The 18,760-nt window shown below is 64.3% G+C and carries 18 protein-coding genes; 7 read left to right on the plus strand and 11 right to left on the minus strand.

The annotated features are described in order from the left end of the window. The first annotated feature begins 92 nt into the window (after window positions 1-92). Complete coding sequence (locus BSE24067_RS04640) at window positions 93-1,052, plus strand: alpha/beta hydrolase (protein ID WP_151062684.1); 960 nt, start codon at window positions 93-95, stop codon at window positions 1,050-1,052. A gap of 100 nt (window positions 1,053-1,152) precedes the next feature. Here the strand turns inward: BSE24067_RS04640 and BSE24067_RS04645 are convergent, their stop codons facing one another. The 7 genes from BSE24067_RS04645 to BSE24067_RS04675 all read right to left on the minus strand — a co-directional run bounded on the left by BSE24067_RS04645 (window position 1,153) and on the right by BSE24067_RS04675 (window position 8,020). Beyond that, window positions 1,153-2,250 carry a mandelate racemase/muconate lactonizing enzyme family protein gene (locus tag BSE24067_RS04645; RefSeq protein WP_151062685.1) on the minus strand — a complete coding sequence of 366 codons (1,098 nt, stop codon included), beginning with the start codon at window positions 2,248-2,250 and terminating at the stop codon, window positions 1,153-1,155. Next, complete coding sequence (locus BSE24067_RS04650; RefSeq protein WP_151062686.1) at window positions 2,247-3,047, minus strand: NAD-dependent epimerase/dehydratase family protein; 801 nt, start codon at window positions 3,045-3,047, stop codon at window positions 2,247-2,249. Before BSE24067_RS04650 ends, BSE24067_RS04645 begins: the two co-directional genes overlap by 4 nt. A gap of 85 nt (window positions 3,048-3,132) precedes the next feature. Then, a complete protein-coding gene (locus BSE24067_RS04655) occupies window positions 3,133-3,426 on the minus strand; it encodes a Dabb family protein (protein ID WP_151062687.1) in 294 nt (97 codons plus the stop codon). Then, window positions 3,423-4,865: an aldehyde dehydrogenase (NADP(+)) gene (locus tag BSE24067_RS04660; RefSeq protein ID WP_151062688.1), complete on the minus strand. Its 1,443-nt coding sequence runs from the start codon at window positions 4,863-4,865 to the stop codon at window positions 3,423-3,425. The genes BSE24067_RS04655 and BSE24067_RS04660 overlap by 4 nt, the downstream gene beginning before the upstream one ends. Then, a complete protein-coding gene (locus BSE24067_RS04665; RefSeq protein ID WP_151062689.1) occupies window positions 4,862-5,314 on the minus strand; it encodes a nuclear transport factor 2 family protein in 453 nt (150 codons plus the stop codon). The genes BSE24067_RS04660 and BSE24067_RS04665 overlap by 4 nt, the downstream gene beginning before the upstream one ends. Before the next feature lie 90 nt (window positions 5,315-5,404). Continuing rightward, a complete protein-coding gene (locus BSE24067_RS04670) occupies window positions 5,405-6,355 on the minus strand; it encodes an aldose epimerase family protein (protein ID WP_151062690.1) in 951 nt (316 codons plus the stop codon). Between the two features lie 36 nt (window positions 6,356-6,391). Next, window positions 6,392-8,020, minus strand: coding sequence for an IclR family transcriptional regulator domain-containing protein (locus tag BSE24067_RS04675; RefSeq protein ID WP_320338864.1), 1,629 nt, complete (start codon window positions 8,018-8,020; stop codon window positions 6,392-6,394). Window positions 8,021-8,048: 28 nt separating this feature from the next. Between BSE24067_RS04675 and BSE24067_RS04680 the strand changes: the two genes are divergently transcribed. Further along, entirely contained in the window at window positions 8,049-8,918 is an 870-nt protein-coding gene (locus BSE24067_RS04680) for an RraA family protein (RefSeq protein ID WP_233629274.1), read from the plus strand. 8 nt (window positions 8,919-8,926) lie between these two features. On the opposite strand, the gene BSE24067_RS04685 is transcribed toward BSE24067_RS04680, so the two are convergent. From BSE24067_RS04685 to BSE24067_RS04700, 4 genes are all read right to left on the minus strand, one after another. Beyond that, complete coding sequence (locus tag BSE24067_RS04685; RefSeq protein WP_151062692.1) at window positions 8,927-9,331, minus strand: DUF4440 domain-containing protein; 405 nt, start codon at window positions 9,329-9,331, stop codon at window positions 8,927-8,929. After that, on the minus strand, window positions 9,328-10,929 hold the full coding sequence (gene mhpA / locus BSE24067_RS04690) for a bifunctional 3-(3-hydroxy-phenyl)propionate/3-hydroxycinnamic acid hydroxylase MhpA (RefSeq protein WP_151062693.1): 1,602 nt from the start codon (window positions 10,927-10,929) through the stop codon (window positions 9,328-9,330). Before mhpA ends, BSE24067_RS04685 begins: the two co-directional genes overlap by 4 nt. A 56-nt stretch (window positions 10,930-10,985) precedes the next feature. Next, window positions 10,986-12,230, minus strand: coding sequence for an MFS transporter (locus BSE24067_RS04695; protein WP_151062694.1), 1,245 nt, complete (start codon window positions 12,228-12,230; stop codon window positions 10,986-10,988). 142 nt (window positions 12,231-12,372) lie between these two features. Beyond that, on the minus strand, window positions 12,373-13,116 hold the full coding sequence (locus BSE24067_RS04700; RefSeq protein WP_151062695.1) for a GntR family transcriptional regulator: 744 nt from the start codon (window positions 13,114-13,116) through the stop codon (window positions 12,373-12,375). 199 nt (window positions 13,117-13,315) lie between these two features. Between BSE24067_RS04700 and BSE24067_RS04705 the strand changes: the two genes are divergently transcribed. From BSE24067_RS04705 to BSE24067_RS04725, 5 genes are all read left to right on the plus strand, one after another. Continuing rightward, on the plus strand, window positions 13,316-14,245 hold the full coding sequence (locus tag BSE24067_RS04705; RefSeq protein WP_151062696.1) for a VOC family protein: 930 nt from the start codon (window positions 13,316-13,318) through the stop codon (window positions 14,243-14,245). 35 nt (window positions 14,246-14,280) lie between these two features. Further along, the gene (locus BSE24067_RS04710; RefSeq protein WP_151062697.1) at window positions 14,281-15,144 is read left to right on the plus strand and encodes a fumarylacetoacetate hydrolase family protein; all 864 of its coding nucleotides are present in this window, start codon (window positions 14,281-14,283) and stop codon (window positions 15,142-15,144) included. A gap of 45 nt (window positions 15,145-15,189) precedes the next feature. Continuing rightward, entirely contained in the window at window positions 15,190-16,647 is a 1,458-nt protein-coding gene (locus BSE24067_RS04715; protein ID WP_151062698.1) for an aldehyde dehydrogenase, read from the plus strand. A 30-nt stretch (window positions 16,648-16,677) separates the two neighbouring features. Further along, window positions 16,678-17,571, plus strand: a complete 894-nt coding sequence (locus BSE24067_RS04720) for an acetoacetate decarboxylase family protein (RefSeq protein ID WP_151062699.1) — start codon at window positions 16,678-16,680, stop codon at window positions 17,569-17,571. A 124-nt stretch (window positions 17,572-17,695) separates the two neighbouring features. Continuing rightward, a complete protein-coding gene (locus tag BSE24067_RS04725; protein WP_151062700.1) occupies window positions 17,696-18,709 on the plus strand; it encodes a SphA family protein in 1,014 nt (337 codons plus the stop codon). The last annotated feature ends 51 nt before the right edge of the window (window positions 18,710-18,760 follow it).

Genomic DNA, 18,760 nt, shown 5'->3' on the forward strand with positions numbered 1-18,760 from the left:
TTCGATCACCGTCGCGTTCGGACGGCGAGCGTGATGGCACCGAACGCGCATGTCCTGTCTGGACATGCGCTTTTTTTCTGGAAGGAAGCCGGATGATTCCCGACACCATGAACCTCAGTGCGGGGATGCGCGCCTTTATCGACACCGCATCGTCGTTTGCCAGCGAGCGCGACGACTGGCCATCACGCCGGGCAGCGTTCGCGCGGCAATGTGCGCATTTCACGCCACCGGCGCCGGATGGCGTGACGGCCGTCGATCGCACGCTCGGCGGCGTGCGTACGCGCTGCATCCTACCGCACGGCCCGGCGCCAGTGAATGGCTGGCCTGTGCTCGTGTTCTTTCACGGGGGAGGCTGGACTGCTGGCGACCATACGACGCACGACTGGTTTGCATACGCATTGCTGGCCCGCATCGATGTTGCGGTGCTGATGATTGACTACCGTCTCGCGCCTGATGCGTGCTTTCCTGCGCCGATCGTGGACGGTCTCACGGTGTGGGACGCGATGTCGTCGGCGGGGTTGCCGTTGGACCCCACGCGGCGAGCCGTGGGCGGTGACAGCGCGGGCGGCACGCTCGCCGCCGCACTGTGCATTGCGCTGAAACGGCGCGGTGCAGCGCAGCCGGCCGCGCAACTGCTGCTGTATCCGGTGCTGAGCGCGCGTACTGAATTCGGATCGATTCGCGAGAACGCGCACGCACCGATGCTTACCGCGCGCGGGCTTGCCGATTCGATCGCGCTGTATGTGCCACGCGAGGTCGACCGGTCGGACGCGCTTGCGATGCCGCTCGAAGGTGACGGCGGCGCACTGGCCCCCGCGCTCGTCGCGGTCGCACAATATGACCCGCTGCGCGACCAGGGGCTCACGTATGCGCAACGATTGGCGGCGGCCGGCGGCGAGTCAGTCGCATGGCACGGCGACGGGCTGGTGCACGCGTGCCTGCGCGCACCGTGGTTGCCCGAAGTCGATGCGATGTATGCGCGCAGTGCGGCGTTTCTGCTCGAACGCGGACTGGCGGTGGCGCGCGGTTGCGTGGACGAACGCGCGCGGTAGACGGAGGGAAACTCGGGAAGAAGAACAGGCAGAAGAACAGGCGCCGGCTCAGTAAGCCGGCGCTTCCACGCAACGATGCACGCGCGTGCGAGGCTCAGGCTCAGCGTGCGCGCAGGAAGCGCGTGACGACGTCTTCGTCGGGAGAGAGCCCGATGCCGGGCGCGTCACCGACCTCGAAGCGGTGGCCATCGCGGATCGGCGAAAGGTCGATCAACTGGGCCGCCGGCTCGACGTACAGATACTCGAGCTGCATCATTTCGGGGAACGCGGTCGCGAGATGCAGTGTCGTGAGAAAGCCAGGGCCGAAGTACGGGCTGTGCGGCAGCACGCCGAGTCCGGAATCGCGTGCGAGCCCAACAATATCGAGAAATTCGGTTACGCCGCCGACCTTGCTGACGCTCGGCTGCAGATAGTCGACGGCGCCTGCTTCGATCGCGTGCCGGAACTGGACGGACGTACACCAGTTTTCGCCGGCCGCGATCGGCACGTGTCGGCCGCGCAGTTGCGCGAGCCGCGCAAAATCCTCGGGCGGGAACACCGGCTCCTCGAGCCATTCGATCCCGCCGAGTTCCCGCAGCCGCGCGAGATTGGCGAGTGCGGTCTCATCGTCCCATGCGCAATTCACGTCGACCGAGACGGTCGCGCGCCCGTCGATCGCCGCATGGCACGCCTCGATCACCGGCATCGCGATCTCGTGCAGCTTGACGTTGCGAAAGCCGTCGTCGAGCGCACGCCGGCACATCGCTGCGGCCGCATCCGCGTGTCCGTAGCGCACGAGGCTTGCATAAGTAGTTAGCGACGCCGGCGTCGTGCCGCCCAGCAAGCGGTAGAGCGGCATGCGCGCGCATTTCGCCGCGAGATCCCACAGCGCCATGTCGACGCCGGAGATCGCGAACATCGTGATCCCGTAGCGGCCGAAGATGTGCAGTTGCTGCTGCGTTTGCCGCGTCCAGTCGGCCACCGACTCGATCGTCGCGCCCTCCGCGAGCGGCTTCACGCGCGTTTCGACGACGCTGCGCGTCGCATCGGCGACGAAGTATCCGAATGCCTCGCCCCAGCCGACGTTGCCGTCGGTATCCTCGACGCGGATCAGCACAGTTTCGAGCGTCTTCCACGCCGACGGCGTGATGCCGAACCCGCTGCCGCCATCTTCGAACGGAATCTCGACGACGCGCGCTTCGACCGACCGAATCTTCATACCGGCCTCCGGACGATCAGCGATTGTGGAACGTAAGGCCCGCCGACGAATTCCGGCCCACTGTCGGCAGGCATGCGATCTCGCGGCACGAAGGTTTCGGCGAGATGCGCGCTGGCATCGTCCTGCGGCAGGTAGCCGAGCGCGATCGCGCGCGCGTTGGCAAAAAAGGGTGCGGGACAACGCGATACGCCATATACGATGTCGTGCGTGATGGCATCGTGCTCGAGCCCGATCCGGATCAACTGCGCAAGGTCGCGTCCGCTGACCCAGATATGCTGACGGCGTCCGTCGGCAACTTCGACATCGGCATTGCCGATCCGGATCGACAGTGCCTTGATGCCGTGTCGATGTGCGTAGAGCGCGCATGCCGCTTCCCCGAACACCTTGCTCAATGCGTAGAAACCGTCTGGCGCGATCGGCGCGTCGTCGCCGGCGAAGCCGTCGATCCGATGATGCCCGACCACGTGGTGGCTGCTAGCGAAGACGAAGCGCGCGATGCCGAACTCACGACAAGCATCCAGCAAAAGGAGCTGGGCACGATAGTTCGCATCCAGCGTCGCCTCGAAGTCGATGTCCAGACCGTAGCTGCAAGCGAGGTGCAGGATGCCGTCGACGCCTTCAGCGGCTTCGTGCACAAGGGCGGGATCGGCGATGTCGCCGGTCAGCGCCGTCTCGTTGGCGCAAAGATCGGTCGGTTCGCGCATATCGAGTAGCTTCAGCCGGTAGTGGTCGCGCAAGTAGGGGCGCACCCGCGTGGCGACGCCACCGGCTGCGCCGGTCACAAGGAGGGTTTTCATCTGAGCGTGTCTCACATCATCATTCGAATAGGCGCCGGTCACGCGTGGGCGTGACCGGCGGGAAAGGGCTCCGCCCTTTCTGCATTCATCGAGTGTAGTCGCAGGCGACCCACTCGAAATACGTCTTCAGTTCCGCGATCAACGCCTGGTGCGCGGGATGCGGCAGGTAGCGCCCGACGGCAGCCGCATTGTCGAACGTCGCCTCGAGCAGGTAATCCCAGCAGATCGGCCGGTCCAGTTCGTTAGCCGACACCCGCCACGCGCGGATGAAGTAGATTTCGCGGTCGAGGCCACGCATGCGCTCGACCAGCGCAGCTTCGCGCGCCGGGTCCGCGGCAACGTGCGGCAGACGTCGGAACATCACGACATGCTGCATCATGACGGCAGCCCTCCACGATATGCGTCGATCGCCCAGCCCGGCGGGTCCTGCAGCGCGACTGGGCGCAGGAAGCGTGCCACGGCAGCGTAGCCGACAGACGTCGATTGCGGGTTCGTCGACGCGGGCCACGGGCCGCCGTGCTGCTGCGCGTCGCATACGGCGACGCCCGTGGGCACCCCGCCGAATAGCACACGGCCGCCGATGCGTGCGGCTGCCGCTGCAAGCGCGCGGTTCTCAGGCGTGTCGTCGGTCGCACCCCACAGCGTGACAGTGAGCGAGCCGCCGATCGCCTCCAGGACCCGCAGCACGTCGGCGTTGTCGTGCACGCGGACGACGAGTGCGGCCGGTCCGAACATTTCCTCCTGCAACGCGGGCTGCGCGACGAATTGTTCTGCAGTCGTCTCGTAGAGGCGTGGCGCAGGTATCGCATCATCAGCATCGGCTGGTGCGAGCCGGGTGTGCACACCCGGCTGGGCGGCGATCGCGCTCGACGCGTGCTCGAAGCCGGCGCGCATGCCCGGCGTCAACATCCGGTGCGGCGCTTGTTTTGCGAGTGCGTCTGCCAGCGCGACGACGAAGTGCTCGCCGTCTTCGTCGTCGCGCACAAGCAGCAGCCCCGGGCTCGTGCAGAACTGGCCGCTGCCGAGCGTGATCGATGCGGCGAGCGTTGCGGCTGGCGCGTCGACGCCATCGGCGAGCGCGGCGGGTTGCACGACGAGCGGGTTGATCGAACCGAGTTCGCCATAGAACGGCACCGGACGCGGGCGCGCATTCGCTGCGCGCCATAGCGCGACACCGCCTTGATACGAACCGGTGAACGCGACGGCGGCGATCGCCGGATGCGATACGAGTGCAGTGCCCGCGTCACGCGGCACTTGGTCGACAAACGCGATTACACCGGCCGGCAGGGCCTGTTCGAGCAGCACGTCGGCGGCAAGCGCATGCACGCGCCGCGACAGCTCCGGATGGCCCGCATGAGGTTTCACGATGACGACACAGCCGGCCGCGAGTGCGGACGCCGTATCGCCGCCGAACACGGAGAACGCGAACGGAAAATTGCTGGCGGAAAACATCGCGACCGGCCCGAGCGGCTCCTGCACCCGCGTCAGCCGCGGACGGCCGACAGGCGGCGTGCCGGGTACGGCTACATCATTGATCGTCTCGAACGGCACACCGGCGTCAACCCGCTCGGCAAAGCCGCGCAACTGAAAGGCCGTGCGCGCGAGTTCACCGTTCAGCCGCGCATGGCCAAGATGCGTTTCGTCGTGGGCAAGCGAGACGAGTTCGGCCGCATGCCGCTCGAGCGCGTCGGCGAGGCCGCGCAGGAGCGCGCTGCGTACATTCGCGGGGGCGGTGGCATACACGGGCTGAGCCTCGCGAGCGAGCGCGACGGCGCGCTCGATCGCGGGATTGGCGATGGGATCAACGACCGCGTTCATGCTTGCGGCTCCAGATGATAGCCGCGACCTGCGTAGTCGAATTCGACGATCTCGTTGATCGCGACCGTCTTGTCCGCCGGCGCTGCATAATACGCGCGGATTTCCTTGATCCGGCAGGATTCAGGCTCGAAGACGTACCACTCATCGCCGCGCAGCGCTGTGCCGAGCTTCGTCTTCCAGTGCGTCCATTCGATGACCGCTTCGTGAGAATCGTGCGAAACGAGGATCTTCTCGATTGTCCAGCGCGAGCCCAGCTCGGCGACGCACCATTGCCACTTGCGCGCGATGGTATCCGCGCCGCGCCACGGAATATCGGGCAATCCCGCCGGGAAGTAATGGATAGCATCGGGCGTGAAGCACGACACGAGTTTGTCGTAATCGGCTTCGTTGCAAGCGTCGAAGTAACGGCGAATCAGTGCTGCGTATCGGGTGGGATCGAATGCTGCCATCGAATGGCCTCCTCCTGGAATGGTGCGGCGGCGACACTGCACGCCGCACGTGGAATCACGCACCGAGTGTAGGAGTGAGGTGTCCTACCGTCACCGATTAGAATTGGGAGCAGAGTCCGCGAGTTCCAGCATCTGGAACGAGGTGGGTTCGGCCGCCGGCTCCCATTCGAGCGAGGCGTGGGCTTCGAGTGTGGCACCGGGCACCAGCACACGCGTGCCGGTGTCGCGGACACCGGCCGCGGCGAGGTTGAAGCCGTTTGCGACGTGGCTGACCGGTTCCACACATAGGTACGGTGCGCCGCGCGGTACATACGCGACGACGTGCGTCAGTGGCTCGCCGGCACGTAGCCGGACACGTCCGCGCGACCGTTCGACGACCGCTTCGCCTCGCCAGTCGCTCGCATAGACGACGCAGTCGCCATCGAGCCAGTCCTGTGCGTCGAGTGTGATGGAGGGCGGGGTGATTATCGAAGTGCCCGTCGGCATGAAGCGCGAATCCAGCATCCAGCGGCGCCAGGCGTCGAAGCGGATCACGGCGCCGGCTTCAGCCGCCAGGAACGGATGCCAGCCGAGCCCGGCCGGCATGGGGCGTTCGCCTGCGTTGCGCACCGACATGCGCACGTGAAGCGTACGTCGTTCGAGCCGGAAACCGAGTTGCGCGTCGAAAGGCCAGGGCCAGTGCTCGCCTTCGTAGTGCAGCGCCAGTTCGACGGTGTCCGCGGCACGGACGACGAGACGCCACGGAAGCGCGTGTGCAATCCCGTGCAACGTGTTCGGCAGATCGAGTGGATGCGGAGGCAGCGCGTGGACTTCGTCGCCGAATGCGAGCTGCGCGCCTGCGATCCGGTTCGAATACGGAATCAGCGGATACGCGCCGGCTTTCGGCCATCCGTGCGGGGGTGCATTCCATGCGTCGAGCGGAACGACGAGATCGGTATTGCTATCGACGGCGACGAGGCGGGTAACGCGTGCACCGAGGTGCGGCGCAATGTCGGCACGAAGCCGATCATTCACGATGGTGAGGCAGGAGGGTGAAGTCATCGTTGAACCGGAAGGAGATCATGAAGCCGATGGACATCAGCCATCGATTTTCAGTCGGAGCAGGTGCCCCGACAGAGGCGCACTGGCCAGCGATTCGATCGGCTGGTGATTACGGTCGCTGGTGATGTAAATCGATGCGCCGGCAGCGTTGCGGACGAACGCGAGGCCGGTCGGCGCCGCCACCGGCAGGCTGACGATCCGGTCCAATGCGCCGTCGTCGGTGAAGCGCATGAGGCTCCAGCCGTCCTTCAGTGCGACCCAGATGCCGGCGCGATCGTCGAGCGCGATGCCGGACAGCCGTCCGGAGCCGGGTGGCATGGATGTGAACCGACGCACGGTCGCGACGCCACGCTGCAGCAGATAGACCGTGCCGGAAGCGGAGGCGGTCGCGTACGCCGTTGCGCCATCCGCAGACCACGCCAGTGCATCGATCGTCTCGTTGAACTGCCAGCGTGCGTCGAAGCGTTCCGCATCGTTGATGAAACCGAGATGGCCGCCGCCATCGCGTTGCAGCCAGCCCCACACCAGGCCAGCCGGGTCGGCAGCCAGCAATGTCACTGCCGGGTCGCACCAGACGCTCGGCCGGTCATGCGCGATGGGCTCATGTCGGCCGTCGAGCAATAGATGGCGGTCGGCCTGCACCACCAGCAGTCCTTGCGGATGGGCCTGCATGCCGGCAATCGGTGCGTCGAGATGCGCGACGATCCGATCCGTCGTTCCGTCGAATGCATGGACGGCGGGCGCGAGCGTGTCGGCCCAATAGAGCAGCCCGCGCGCGGCGAGGTACACGGGATGTGCGCCGTGGAATGCCCAGGTGCGGCTAGCTGCCTCAACCTCCTGGGGTTCGGCGGCTGCGCGTGCCGGGAGCAACTGGCTGCCGACGCGACGTGCCGCTTCCGCCAGTTCGGGACCTAGGAGTTCCAGGCGAGCGACGGACATCCGGTAAGCGGGCCCTGCGACACTCAGCGCGCCGCGAACGTGGCCCTCGGTATCGACGATTGGCGCCGCGACACAGCGCACGCCCAGCACGATCTCTTCGTCGTCGAACGCGAAGCCGCGCGTCGCGGTGATGCGCAACTCGTTTTGCAGCTGGCGACGGTCGGTGATCGTGCGCGGGGTGAGGGGCGCGAGCGTAATGCTGCGAAGCAGTGCATCGCGCTCGTCTCGACCCATGCGTGACAGGATTGCCTTGCCCTGACCCGTGCAATAAACGGGTTTGCTGCGGCCCAGGGCGGCTGCCGAGCGTTGAGAATGCGCACCGTCGCAACGTTCGAGTGAGATCACCTCGTTGCCGTCGAGCGCGGCCAGATAGGTCGTCTCCCCGGTGAGATCGCGCAGCGCGCGCAGTTCCGGTGTCGCCGCGGCAACGAGGTCCGGCATCAGGTACGCGTTGCGCACGAGTTCCAGATAGCGGAACCCGAGGCGGTAAACGCGATGGCTGGCCTCGCGGCGCAACAGTCCGTGCTCGATCAACGTCGCGAGAATGCGATACAGCGTCGTCTTCGGAAGCCCCGCCTTTTCCAGCAGTTCGGCGTTCGTCATTCCGCGCGGCGCTGCCCCTACCAGTTCGAGCACCGTCAGCGCCTTACCGAGGGATGCGGTTCCGTCTCCAATACCCATATTTCCACCTTCTGGGATTCGTCTGCCTGATTGGCAGATCGGCATAGTTCATGTCCCAGACTTTATCAGTAGCATGAACTCCGTACCGGCCATGGTGCTGGCCGAGTTCCATTATCTGGAACTCGTTCATCTCTTCGTTTCAGCATGGGGACACAACGTGACCATTCATTCGTATTCCGAGGGACTCGATCGGGAGATCGACCGCACCGCTCACGTGAGCGACGAAACGCTTGCGCGCCTGGCGAAGGTCAGCAGCGGATCGTTGACAACGCAGTTGTTCAAACGCGGTTTTCGCCAACCGGCGTTGGTCGGATTGCGCGCGCTGAACCACGAGGTCAAGCCGTTCGCCGGTCGTGCGTACACCATGCGGTTCATTCCGGCGCGAGAGGACATCGACACCTACGGCACGATGACGACACGGCCGAACGCGGACAACCTGCAATGGCAAGGCATCGAACAGGTGCGCGATGGCGACGTGCTGGTCATCGACAGCCGCGACGATCCGCGCGCGGCGTCCGCCGGCAACATCCTTGTCACGCGTCTGCTGGCGCGCGGTGCGCGCGCGATTGTCACCGACGGTGCGTTACGCGACGGATCGGAGATTGCCGCGATGCCGTTGCCCGCCTATGCGCGTGAGGTGACCGCGACGACGCGAATTTCGTATCACCATGTCGCTGATCTTCAAGTGCCGATCGGCTGTGCGGGCGTGGCCGTCTATCCTGGCGATGTGATCGTCGGTGACCGCGACGGCGTCACGGTGGTGCCCGCGCATCTGGCGGAGGAACTGGCTGAAATCTGCGAGAAGCAGGACGACATCGAGGCATATCTTGCCTTGCGCATCGCGGCCGGTGAACCGCTGTGGGGCGTCTATCCGCCGAGCGCGCAAGCTTATGCCGATTACGAGGCTTGGGTGGCGCGCGGGCGCGGCAGCGTGCTGCGTTGAATCATTGATCAGAGGAGTGTCGCCTCTTCACGGACTGCTGTGGACTGGAAATTCAGCAAACGCCAGTCGCCGCCGCCAAGGCGCCACACCTCGGTTACGTAGCTGTACGTGCAAAACTCGCGCGGCGGATCCGTTTTCAGTTGCGCGCGCATGCGCAGAAACAGCCCGATGCACGCCATGTCGCTGCCTTCCGCGACATGGACAACGCGCGTTTGAATGTCCTGCACGTGCAGCGTCTGCGTCAAGAAATCGATCAGTTCGGCTTTTCGCTGTACGAGACCAGTGGAATGAACATAGATCAGATCGTCGTCCAGCAGGTCGTCGATACCGGCGAGGTCGCCGTCAACTAGCCGACGGATGCGCTCGCCGTGCCGCGCGAGCGTGGCATGACGCAGTGCCACGTCCCCGTTCACGCGGCCTCCGCGTCGAATGCCGACAAGCCACGGTTCCAGGCGGTCATAAGGTCGGCGACGAGCACGGGCGCGTCACCGCTCCCGAATACGTAGAAGTCCGGCCGCACGAGCACTGCGGTAGTGCCCAACTGATCGAACCAGCGTGCGTAGGTGCCGTCGATGTCGCGGGCTGCCTCGGATCCACCGATGCCGATCGCCGTTGCGCCGATGCGGGCGAGAAACTGGCACTGCTCGGCGGTGAGCGTATTCGTCGGATCATGCCCGTGCCCGATCAGTACGAAGCCCGAGCCGATCAGGTCGTCGAGGCGGGCCGTCCGGTCGCCAAGATGCACGCGTCCTTGCACACTGAGCCATCCAGAGCACGGGTCGTCTTCGCGCAGGAGTGGCGAGCTGCCGAGGCGCGGCGCCGGCCACTTCTGTTCGCTGCGTCCGGCGTCGTTGCGCAGTTGCTGGTCGCGCTCTTCCGCTTTGGCCGGGTCCAGCACGCAGATGATCTTGCCGAGCATCACGGCGAACTCGATGAGCGCAGTGGCATGCACCTGCCGTTCCGGTCCATAGCAGTCGAGCAGCGTCTCGTTGGCTTCGCCGCGCAACACGGCGTCGAGCCGCCACGCGAGCGCAATCACGTCGCGCAGGCCCGCGCAGAGGCCCTGAGCGGCGAAGGGCGGTGTAAGATGGGCGGCGTCGCCGGCAATCATCAGTCGCCCGCGCCGCCACCGGTCGGCCACGGCGGCGCGGAACGTGTAGACCGCATGGCGTTCGAGAATCGCGTTGGCGGGCGTCCAGCCCCACCGTTCCAGCCGGACCCATGCGGCCTGCGGGTTGTTCTGCTCGTTCTTGTGTTCGCCCTCGAGCATCATGAATTCGAAGCGACGGCGTCCCGGGCCGCCGGGCACCATCGTCGTCGGGCCCTGCGGGTCGCAGACCTGGATGACGTCCGCGCTCCATTGCGATGGGTCGCGCGGCTGCACGTCGACCACGAGCCAGTCAGCAACGAAGCCCAGGTCCACGAGCGCCGCGCCCATTGTGCCCCGTACGAAGCTTCCGGCGCCGTCGCATCCCACCACATAGCGCGCGGCGATGAGGCGGGGCTCGCCGTCGATATCTCCGGTAGGCCGCGTTTCGAGCACCACCTTATCGGGGTGCTCGGTGGCGGCCACCACCGTGAGGTTGCGGTGCACCGTGACGCGATCCGCGTGGACACCGCCAATGCGATCGTCGAGCAGACGTTCGAGCGCGGGCTGGCTGAATCCGAATTGTCTTGGCCAGCCGGACTCAGCTATTTCGTCGAGACCTGGAAAGGCGACCAGCAATTCGCCGTTGCCGTTGCGCCATTCGTAGACGTGGCTCAGGCACGTGCTGGCTTCGAATTCGTCGATGATCCCGAGCGACTGCAGAATGCGCATCGCCTCGTGATCGAGCCCAACCGCTCTAGGCAGACCATACAACTGCGGCCAGCGTTCTATCACGACGATGCGGTGTCCGCCGAGCGCAAGCTTCAAGGCGAGCGCCTGGCCAACCGGCCCGTAACCTACGATCGCTACATCGGCGAGGTTTTCCGACGTGCCGTCGTCCTGGTTGTGCGATACGGATGTCACTTCGTGTCTCCAATGGAATGTCGTGAATTCGGTGAGAGCCCCGTCCTTGTCCCGGCTCAGGGCCGCGTGCTGACGGGATGTTCTTCGATATCCGCCAATAGTGTCGGTTCGCGGACGCCGAACGCCACGATGGCGGTGCCCATGGCAATCGCGATCAAAGCGACGACGGGAATCACCGCAATGCCCATTGCGTGGGCTAGTGCGCCGGTGACGGCGGGCGCCATTGCCCCGCCCACAATTTCGCCGACGCCCACCACAAGACCCGTGGCGGAAGCCGCAAGGCGGGGGGGAACGGCCGCGCTAGTGAGCGGGCCCACCGTGATTGCGATGGCGCCGGAATTCATGAATGCGATGACGAACAAGGCGGAGAACAGCTTGATCGGCTCGGCGCCGATCGTCCGAAACATCCAGAGCGCTACGAGTTCCGCCAGTAGTGCCGCGATCAGAAGCGGCTTGCGCCCGAACCGGTCGGACAACGCGGGAATGACCACCATCCCGATTAGGCTGCCCGCGCCTTGGCCCGTGAGCACCATACCCATTTGGTCCAGGTTTAGCCGAAGGTAGTCAGTGAGGTAACTTGGCATGAACGTGGAAAGCGGGATCACGCAGGTGAGATAGCAGAGCATGGTCGCCGTATTTACGCGCACGGCGCCGTTCGTAGCGACGGTTCGCCACTCGTGCGCGTCGTCGCGCGGCGTACCCGCAATACGAGCAGGATCGCGCAGCACGCGAGCCATGACGGCCGCAAGCAGCAAGCCGGGCACGGCGACCGCGGCGAACACGTAATGCCAGCTTGGCAGCACCTTGAGCAGGCTGATCGCAATGATCGGGCCCAGGCCCAGACCGACGAGCGGTTGAGCCATCTGTTGCAGCCCGATGTTGAGACCGACGCGCGACGGCTTCGAAGCGTTCACGGTCGCTACGATGCTGGCCGGTACGTAAGCACCTTCTGCCAGACCCATGACCGACCGAATGACGAGCAGGCTAGCAAGACCTGTTGCAAGCCCGGTCGTCGCCGCGAGCAACGAGAAGGCGGCCATCGCGGCGATCAACACCCGGCTTGGACCCAGGCGGTCCGCGAGCCGTCCGCTGACGATTGACGCCGCGCCCCACGTAAGCGCCAGCGCGGCCGAGATAACGCCGAGGTCCTGGTAGCTCAGCCCGAGTTCCTTCTGCATCACCGGGAACAGCGGATTGATGATGAAGCGGTCGAGTCCGACCATGCCGAGTCCCAACGCAAGCAGGCAAACGGCCTTGAACTCGGATGCCCGGTGGTGGACCGGAGTTGTGTGAGGTTGCATCTCGTTGTCTCCTTTTGTTTGTGAGCGGTTTGCTGCGGCAAAGTCCGCCCCTGCCGCGTCGTGCGCAGCATCTGTATCTTGATCGGGGATAGTTCGCAGGCAGGTCCGCGCCGTCAGCGAGGCGGACTAATGCCTCCCGCGCTTACGTCTCGCCGCGATTGCTGCGCGGTTTGCGGCCGGGGCCGCGTTTGGCCGTGCGCGCGGTTGCGTCGTCGTTGAACACGGCCTTCAGGATGATGCCGGTAGTTTCCCAAAAATGCCCGGCGAGCAATTGGACCGCACGCTCGGCGTCGCGCGCCATGGCGGCTTCCATCAACTCGCGATGCTCGGTCGCGGCGTCGCGGTTCTTCTCCGTCGTGTACTGCTCGGCCAGATTCCGATAGCGCTCCGACTGGTCGTACAGCAGTCGGCACAGCCGCAGCATCCACGGCGACGCGCATCCCGCGATGAGCGCCTCATGGAACTGGCGATGCGCTGCCGCCCACGCGTCGTGCAGCTCGGGGGAGCTGGGCGGCGGCGTACGTTGCAGCCGGTGAAATGCCGACAGCACGGTGGACTCCCAGTCGATGCCGCCGTGCTCGAGCGCGAGCCGCAGCGCGCTGCATTCCACTTCGACGCGCGTTTGCGTTAGGTCGGTGAGGTCTTCCCGGGACACAGGCGTGACGCAAAAGCCGCGCTGGTCTTCGGAATCCACGAGGCCGTCTGTGACAAGGCGCGACAGCGCTTCCCGTATGGCCGTAGCGCCGATGCCGTACCGCTCGCAGAGAGCCTGGATTCGCAGCCGTTCTGCGGGACGCAGCTGTCCGGCAAGGATGTCGCCGCGGAGGCGCTCGACTGCGAGCGAAGTCAGGCTTTTTGCGCCGGGCGAGGTGAGGGTCGTATCCATGAATGCAAGCGTTCTTACGTGTAGGGAGCTTGCCACGATTCTCTCTTTCGTCATCGACGTTCGTCAAGATTATGGAATTCCCTATATTTTATCGATTTTATTGAGGTTAATCTTTGATCGTTGTGTTTGTGGATTTATTGTGCGGCGATACGGCAGCTGAGCTGCAACGACTGACGCAAAACTAGGAGACGCGTTCGTGATGACTGTGCAAGACATTGCCTTCGTGCGGTATCAGGTCACCGACCTCGATCGCATGGAGAACTTTTTGCTCGACTTCGGTCTGCACCGAGCGGCCCGCAGCGAGCATGCGTTGTACATGCGTGCCGCCGCCACTGCACATCATGTGCATGTGAGCGAACTCGGTCCCGATAACGCTACCGTAGGCTTCGGCCTGCATGCGGCCGAAGCAGCGGACCTCGACCGGCTGGCCGCGCATCACGGCGTCCAGGTGGAAGACAACCCGGAGCCGGGCGGCGGGCGCCGCGCGCGCTTGCGCGACCCGGACGGCTTTGTCGTGGACGTGCTGCACGGGGCCGCGCGGCACGCACCGTTGCCGTTGCGCGACCCGATCGCCATGAACTGCAGCGGCGCGCGGCGGCGTTTGGGCACGCCAGTGCGCCTGCAGCCGCGTCCGAGTGCCGTAATGCGGCTGGGCCACGTCGCGCTCCAGGTGCGCAATTTCCCCGCCATGCTGGCGTTTTATCGCGACGTTCTCGGCTTTCGCGCTTCGGACACCTACTGGGTCGGCAGCGAGCAGAACACCATTGCCGCATTCCTGCATTGCGGTCTGGGTGCGCAGTGGACGGACCACCACACGATTGCGCTGATTTCTGCGCAGGACGGCCGTGCGCGCTTCGACCACACCGCGTTCGAAGTACTGGACATCGACGACGTCATGCTGGGCGGCGAGTACCTGAGGGCGCGCGGCTACCAGCATTCGTGGGGTGTGGGCCGCCACGTGCAGGGCAGCCAGATCTTCGACTACTGGCGCGACCCGTTCGGCAACAAGATCGAGCACTGGACCGACGGCGATCTGGTGAACGACAGCACGCCGGTGGGGCACACCCAATTGTCAGAGGACGAACTGCGCCAATGGGCGCCGCCGCTTGCGCCCGAATTTTTTGCCTGAGCCCATTTCTCTTCTTATGTGTAGGAGCACTTTGTATGAAACTTGCCCGTTACACCCATGATGGTGTGACCACCATCGGCGCCGTCGACGGCGATCGAGTCGTCGCGTTGACGACGCTGGATCCTTCCGCACCCGCTTCGATCCGTGAAGTTCTGGCCGCCGGGCCTGCATTCGTCAGCCGTCTCGAGCAAACGCTTCGCGACGTGAAAGACGGCGTGCCGCTGGCGCGCGTCAGGCTCGAGGCCCCCATTCCGGATGCCCAGAAATACCTGGCCATCGGCATGAACTATCAGGACCATGCCGACGAAGCGGCGCGCGCCGGCATCACCATTCCGCCCCATCAGTTGTGGTTCAACAAACAAGTCAGCTGCATCACCGGCCCGTTCGATCCGGTCGTGAAACCGCGCGTGACGGACAAGATGGACTACGAGGCCGAAATGGGCGTGGTGATCGGCAAGCGTTGCCGCTACGTCAGTGTGGAGGAAGCGCCGTCCGTGGTGGGCGGCTACTTCGTTGCGAACGATGTGACCGCACGCGACTGGCAGTTCAAGAGTCCCACATTCACGCTCGGCAAATCGTTCGACACGCACGGGCCAATCGGCCCGTGGATTACCACGGCCAACGACATAGCCGATCCGCATGCGCTTCAGATGAAGCTGTGGGTCAACGGCGAGCTGCGCCAGAGCGCGAGCACGGGCGGAATGATCTACAGCATCTGGGAACAGATTCACGAGCTTTCGCAAGTGATGACGCTCGAGCCGGGCGACCTGATCGCGACCGGCACTTGCGCGAATGTCGGCATTGCGCTCGGCAAGTTCCTCCAGCTAGGTGACGTGATCAAGGTCGAGATCGAGGGCCTTGGTCACATCGAGAACACCATCGCGGTCGAGCACGCGTGAGCGTCGCGACGAGTGTCGTTTACTGGAGACAGGAGGTCCATCCCCATGGTGTATGAAGTCAATCTGCTAGTAGGTGGAAAGGATATGCAGGCGTCGTCCGGCATGTCGTTCGAACGGCGCAACCCGCTCTCGGACGCAGTGGTGTCGGTTGCTGCAGCGGGCACTGCGAGTGACGCCAAGGCAGCGGTCGACGCCGCCGCCGCGGCGTTTCCCGTGTGGTCGGCGCTCGGCCCGAGTGAGCGGCGGGCACGGCTGAATGCGGCAGCGGATGCGCTGGAGGCGAAGGCGCAGCAGTTCGCCGCGGCCATGTGCGCCGAGACCGGCGCCACCGCCGCGTGGGCGGGATTCAACGTGCAGGTCGCTGCGGCCACGCTGCGCGAAGCCGCATCGCTTACGACCCAAGTGAGCGGCGAGACGATTCCTTCCGACGTGCCCGGCTGCCTTGCGCTGGCCGTCCGACAGCCCGCCGGCGTTGTCCTCGGCATGGCGCCCTGGAATGCGCCCGTGATTCTCGGGGTGCGTGCCGTGGCTGTGCCGCTGGCGTGCGGCAATACCGTCGTGCTCAAGGGCTCGGAGCTGTGTCCTTACACGCACAGCCTGATTGCCGAAAGCTTCCTCGATGCTGGCTTGCCGGCGGGCGCTGTGAACTTTGTCACGCATGCGGCCACGGATGCTGCCGCGGTGGTGGAAGCCATGATCGCGCACCCCGCGCTGCGGCGAGTCAACTTCACCGGCTCGACGCGGGTGGGGCGCATCGTTGCATCCACCTGCGCGCGGTACCTGAAGCCTGCCGTGCTGGAGCTGGGCGGCAAGGCGCCGCTGGTGGTGCTCGACGACGCCGATCTCGATGCTGCGGTGAACGCCGCTGCCTTCGGCGCCTTCGCAAACTCGGGGCAAATTTGCATGTCGACAGAACGCATCATCGTGGATGCCACGATTGCCGACGACTTCGTGCAGCGTCTCGCGACCAAGGTCCGCTCGCTTCCCATGGGTGACCCGCGTGGAGATGCACCCGTCGTGCTGGGGGCCGTGGTCGACATCGCCACCGTGGAGCGTTGCAACGCGTTGATCGACGACGCGCTCGCGAAAGGCGCAACGCTGCTGTGCGGCAGCAAGGCATCGAACACGGTGATGCCTGCCACCTTGCTCGACCATGTGACGCCTGCGATGAAAGTTTACCGTGAGGAATCGTTCGGCCCCGTGAAGCCCATCGTGCGCGTCAATGGCGTGGAAGAGGCGATCGCCTGCGCCAACGACAACGAGTATGGCCTTTCTGCGGCGGTATTCGGCTGCGACGTAAGCCGCGTCCTTGACGTCGCGCGGCGCATCGACTCCGGCATCTGTCATGTCAACGGGCCTACGGTGCACGACGAGCCGCAGATGCCGTTTGGAGGCGTCAAGGGAAGCGGGCTGGGCCGCTTCGGCGGTCGTGCCGGCGTACATGAATTCACCGAATTGCGTTGGTTGACGGTGCAGACAGCACCGCGCCACTACCCGTTCTAAACCTGTCAACCCAACAAGGAACATTCGATCATGACCGTCGAATTCAAACCGGGCGTGCGCTACCGCATGCCTGCCGTGTTCGGTCCCGCGCCGGGGCCGCGCCAAAAAGCCGATGGGACGCTGTGGACGCCCGGGGAAGCCGGCACCATGAATGCCTCATGGATGACAGTCAAATACCGCACTCACCGCGAGCAACTGGAGCGTATCCTGCCGCCGGGCTTTGAGTTACAAGGCGAGGCCGAGGTTCACGCGTCGCTCGCGTTCTTCAGCAACCTGTACTGGCTGGCGGGGCGCGGCTATGGGATCGTGATGATTGAGATTCCTGCCACTTACCACGGCAAGGCAGAAACCATCAACGGCGCGTTCTGTCCGGTGCTTTGGGAAGGCGTACCCGATGCAATCATGACTGGGCGTGAGGAGCTCGGTTTCCCCAAGCTGTTCGCGGACATTCCTGCCCTCGAAATTGACCATTCGCTCGGCACAGCTGGCGGATCGGCCTCGTGGTTCGACTTCAAGTTCTTCGAGATCGCGCTTCACGGCCTGGTTGAAGTGCACGAAGAGCCTAAGTTGCCCGGGCCGGGCGGGGCGGCGCTCTTCTACAAGTACATGCCGCGCACGGGTAGCTTCGGTCGTGGCGGCTGCGATGTCGCCTACGCTACTACCTCTCAGCCCGAGCCCGGCGCCGCGGGCGATACGTCACCGATCAAGTTCGGCGGCGCGGAGTTCAGGACATGGAAAGCGTCGGGCGGATCAGTGAACTGGTATCGGGCGACGTTCGAGCAATTGCCCACCACATTCCACGTCGTCAACGGAGTTGCCGACCTCGACATACTCGAATATCTGGGTGCCGAAATGGTGCAGTTTTCCGCACCTGGGCTGGCTGTGTCCGCGAATGTGATTCGCCCGCTGCTACCGCGGGATTAGTTAAAAAAACGATCGATATGAGCGCGGGCAGGAAGAATGGCCCGCCGCAATATGAAAGTGTATGACAGCGTAGTTTATCTATAAAAACGAAGGCCGGTATCATCCGGTACGTTTGGAGACAAGCATGATACTTCGGATCACTGATTTAATATTGCGACTTTTATGCTGGATCGCGATCGCACTATCGACTTCATTAGCCGGCCCGGCATTTTCGCAGACAGCGGTAGGACGTCCGCCGACGGTGTCGGAGCCATCGGGCCTCAATCTCGGATCCACCAGCTTCTTCGACGGATTTTCGGGATTGGCAGGCTGGTCGTACCTCGGTGAAGCTCGCTACTCGACTGCAGATTCGATCAAGAACGCAGATGGCAGTACGAACAACGCGTTTCGTCATCCCCGTGTCGAAGCATTTACGTGGATCAATCACGTGGCCTTCACATCCCCATGGCACTTGGCGGGGGGGACATTGGGCTTCAATGTCATCGTTCCGGTGACTCGGCTGCATGGGAGTTTCGACCGGCCTGGAGCAAGCTTGTCGGGCGGCGGCACGGCGCTTGGTGATATTACGTTCGGACCGCAACTTCAGTACGCGCCAATTCTCGGCTCTTCGGGGCAGCCTCTGTTTGTCCAGCGCTTCGAGTTAGACGTGATCGCACCTACCGGACAGTACAAGCACAACGCTGATCTCAACCAGAGTTCCGGGTATTTTTCCCTGAATCCGTACTGGGCAGCTTCGCTATTTCCGCTCCCCAAGATCGAGATCAGCTGGCGGCTGCATTACCTGTACAACTTCAAGAATCACGATCCGGCCGCAAGTTATCCGCTCGCGTTCGACAACCAGCCGGTCAGTGATACGCAAGCGGGTCAGGCAGCCTGGCTCAACTTCACGACATCCTACGCGCTTACGCCATCCATGCATCTCGGCATCAACGGCTATTATTTGCGGCAGCTAACGGACCACCGGATCAATGGCACATCGGTGGCTGGGCGGGAACAAGTGTTGGGTATCGGTCCGGGCATCTTTTGGCAGATGAAAGGTAATCGGGCGCTCTGGCTCAATGCCTATACCGAAACCGCCGTGCGAAACCGCACGCGCAACAGCCTCATCGTACAGGCGCAACTTGCGACTCCGTTTTGATGAAACGCTCGTGCGATTGCGCCAAGTTCGCACGAGAATCCCTAACCGGTG

It is taken from the genome of Burkholderia latens, from assembly GCF_902499045.1.
Classification (GTDB): domain Bacteria; phylum Pseudomonadota; class Gammaproteobacteria; order Burkholderiales; family Burkholderiaceae; genus Burkholderia; species Burkholderia latens.

What these genes read in the sequence shown, in the direction of transcription:
- BSE24067_RS04715 (WP_151062698.1), top strand. Translation starts at nt 15,190, where the DNA reads ATGGTGTATGAAGTCAATCTGCTAGTAGGTGGAAAGGATATGCAGGCG.
- BSE24067_RS04700 (WP_151062695.1), bottom strand. Translation starts at nt 13,116, where the DNA reads ATGGATACGACCCTCACCTCGCCCGGCGCAAAAAGCCTGACTTCGCTC.
- BSE24067_RS04660 (WP_151062688.1), bottom strand. Translation starts at nt 4,865, where the DNA reads ATGAACGCGGTCGTTGATCCCATCGCCAATCCCGCGATCGAGCGCGCC.
- BSE24067_RS04710 (WP_151062697.1), top strand. Translation starts at nt 14,281, where the DNA reads ATGAAACTTGCCCGTTACACCCATGATGGTGTGACCACCATCGGCGCC.
- BSE24067_RS04655 (WP_151062687.1), bottom strand. Translation starts at nt 3,426, where the DNA reads ATGATGCAGCATGTCGTGATGTTCCGACGTCTGCCGCACGTTGCCGCG.
- BSE24067_RS04675 (WP_320338864.1), bottom strand. Translation starts at nt 8,020, where the DNA reads ATGCCGATCTGCCAATCAGGCAGACGAATCCCAGAAGGTGGAAATATG.
- BSE24067_RS04670 (WP_151062690.1), bottom strand. Translation starts at nt 6,355, where the DNA reads ATGACTTCACCCTCCTGCCTCACCATCGTGAATGATCGGCTTCGTGCC.
- BSE24067_RS04650 (WP_151062686.1), bottom strand. Translation starts at nt 3,047, where the DNA reads ATGAAAACCCTCCTTGTGACCGGCGCAGCCGGTGGCGTCGCCACGCGG.
- BSE24067_RS04720 (WP_151062699.1), top strand. Translation starts at nt 16,678, where the DNA reads ATGACCGTCGAATTCAAACCGGGCGTGCGCTACCGCATGCCTGCCGTG.
- BSE24067_RS04680 (WP_233629274.1), top strand. Translation starts at nt 8,049, where the DNA reads ATGAACTCCGTACCGGCCATGGTGCTGGCCGAGTTCCATTATCTGGAA.
- BSE24067_RS04725 (WP_151062700.1), top strand. Translation starts at nt 17,696, where the DNA reads ATGATACTTCGGATCACTGATTTAATATTGCGACTTTTATGCTGGATC.
- BSE24067_RS04695 (WP_151062694.1), bottom strand. Translation starts at nt 12,230, where the DNA reads ATGCAACCTCACACAACTCCGGTCCACCACCGGGCATCCGAGTTCAAG.
- BSE24067_RS04705 (WP_151062696.1), top strand. Translation starts at nt 13,316, where the DNA reads ATGACTGTGCAAGACATTGCCTTCGTGCGGTATCAGGTCACCGACCTC.
- BSE24067_RS04665 (WP_151062689.1), bottom strand. Translation starts at nt 5,314, where the DNA reads ATGGCAGCATTCGATCCCACCCGATACGCAGCACTGATTCGCCGTTAC.
- BSE24067_RS04640 (WP_151062684.1), top strand. Translation starts at nt 93, where the DNA reads ATGATTCCCGACACCATGAACCTCAGTGCGGGGATGCGCGCCTTTATC.
- BSE24067_RS04645 (WP_151062685.1), bottom strand. Translation starts at nt 2,250, where the DNA reads ATGAAGATTCGGTCGGTCGAAGCGCGCGTCGTCGAGATTCCGTTCGAA.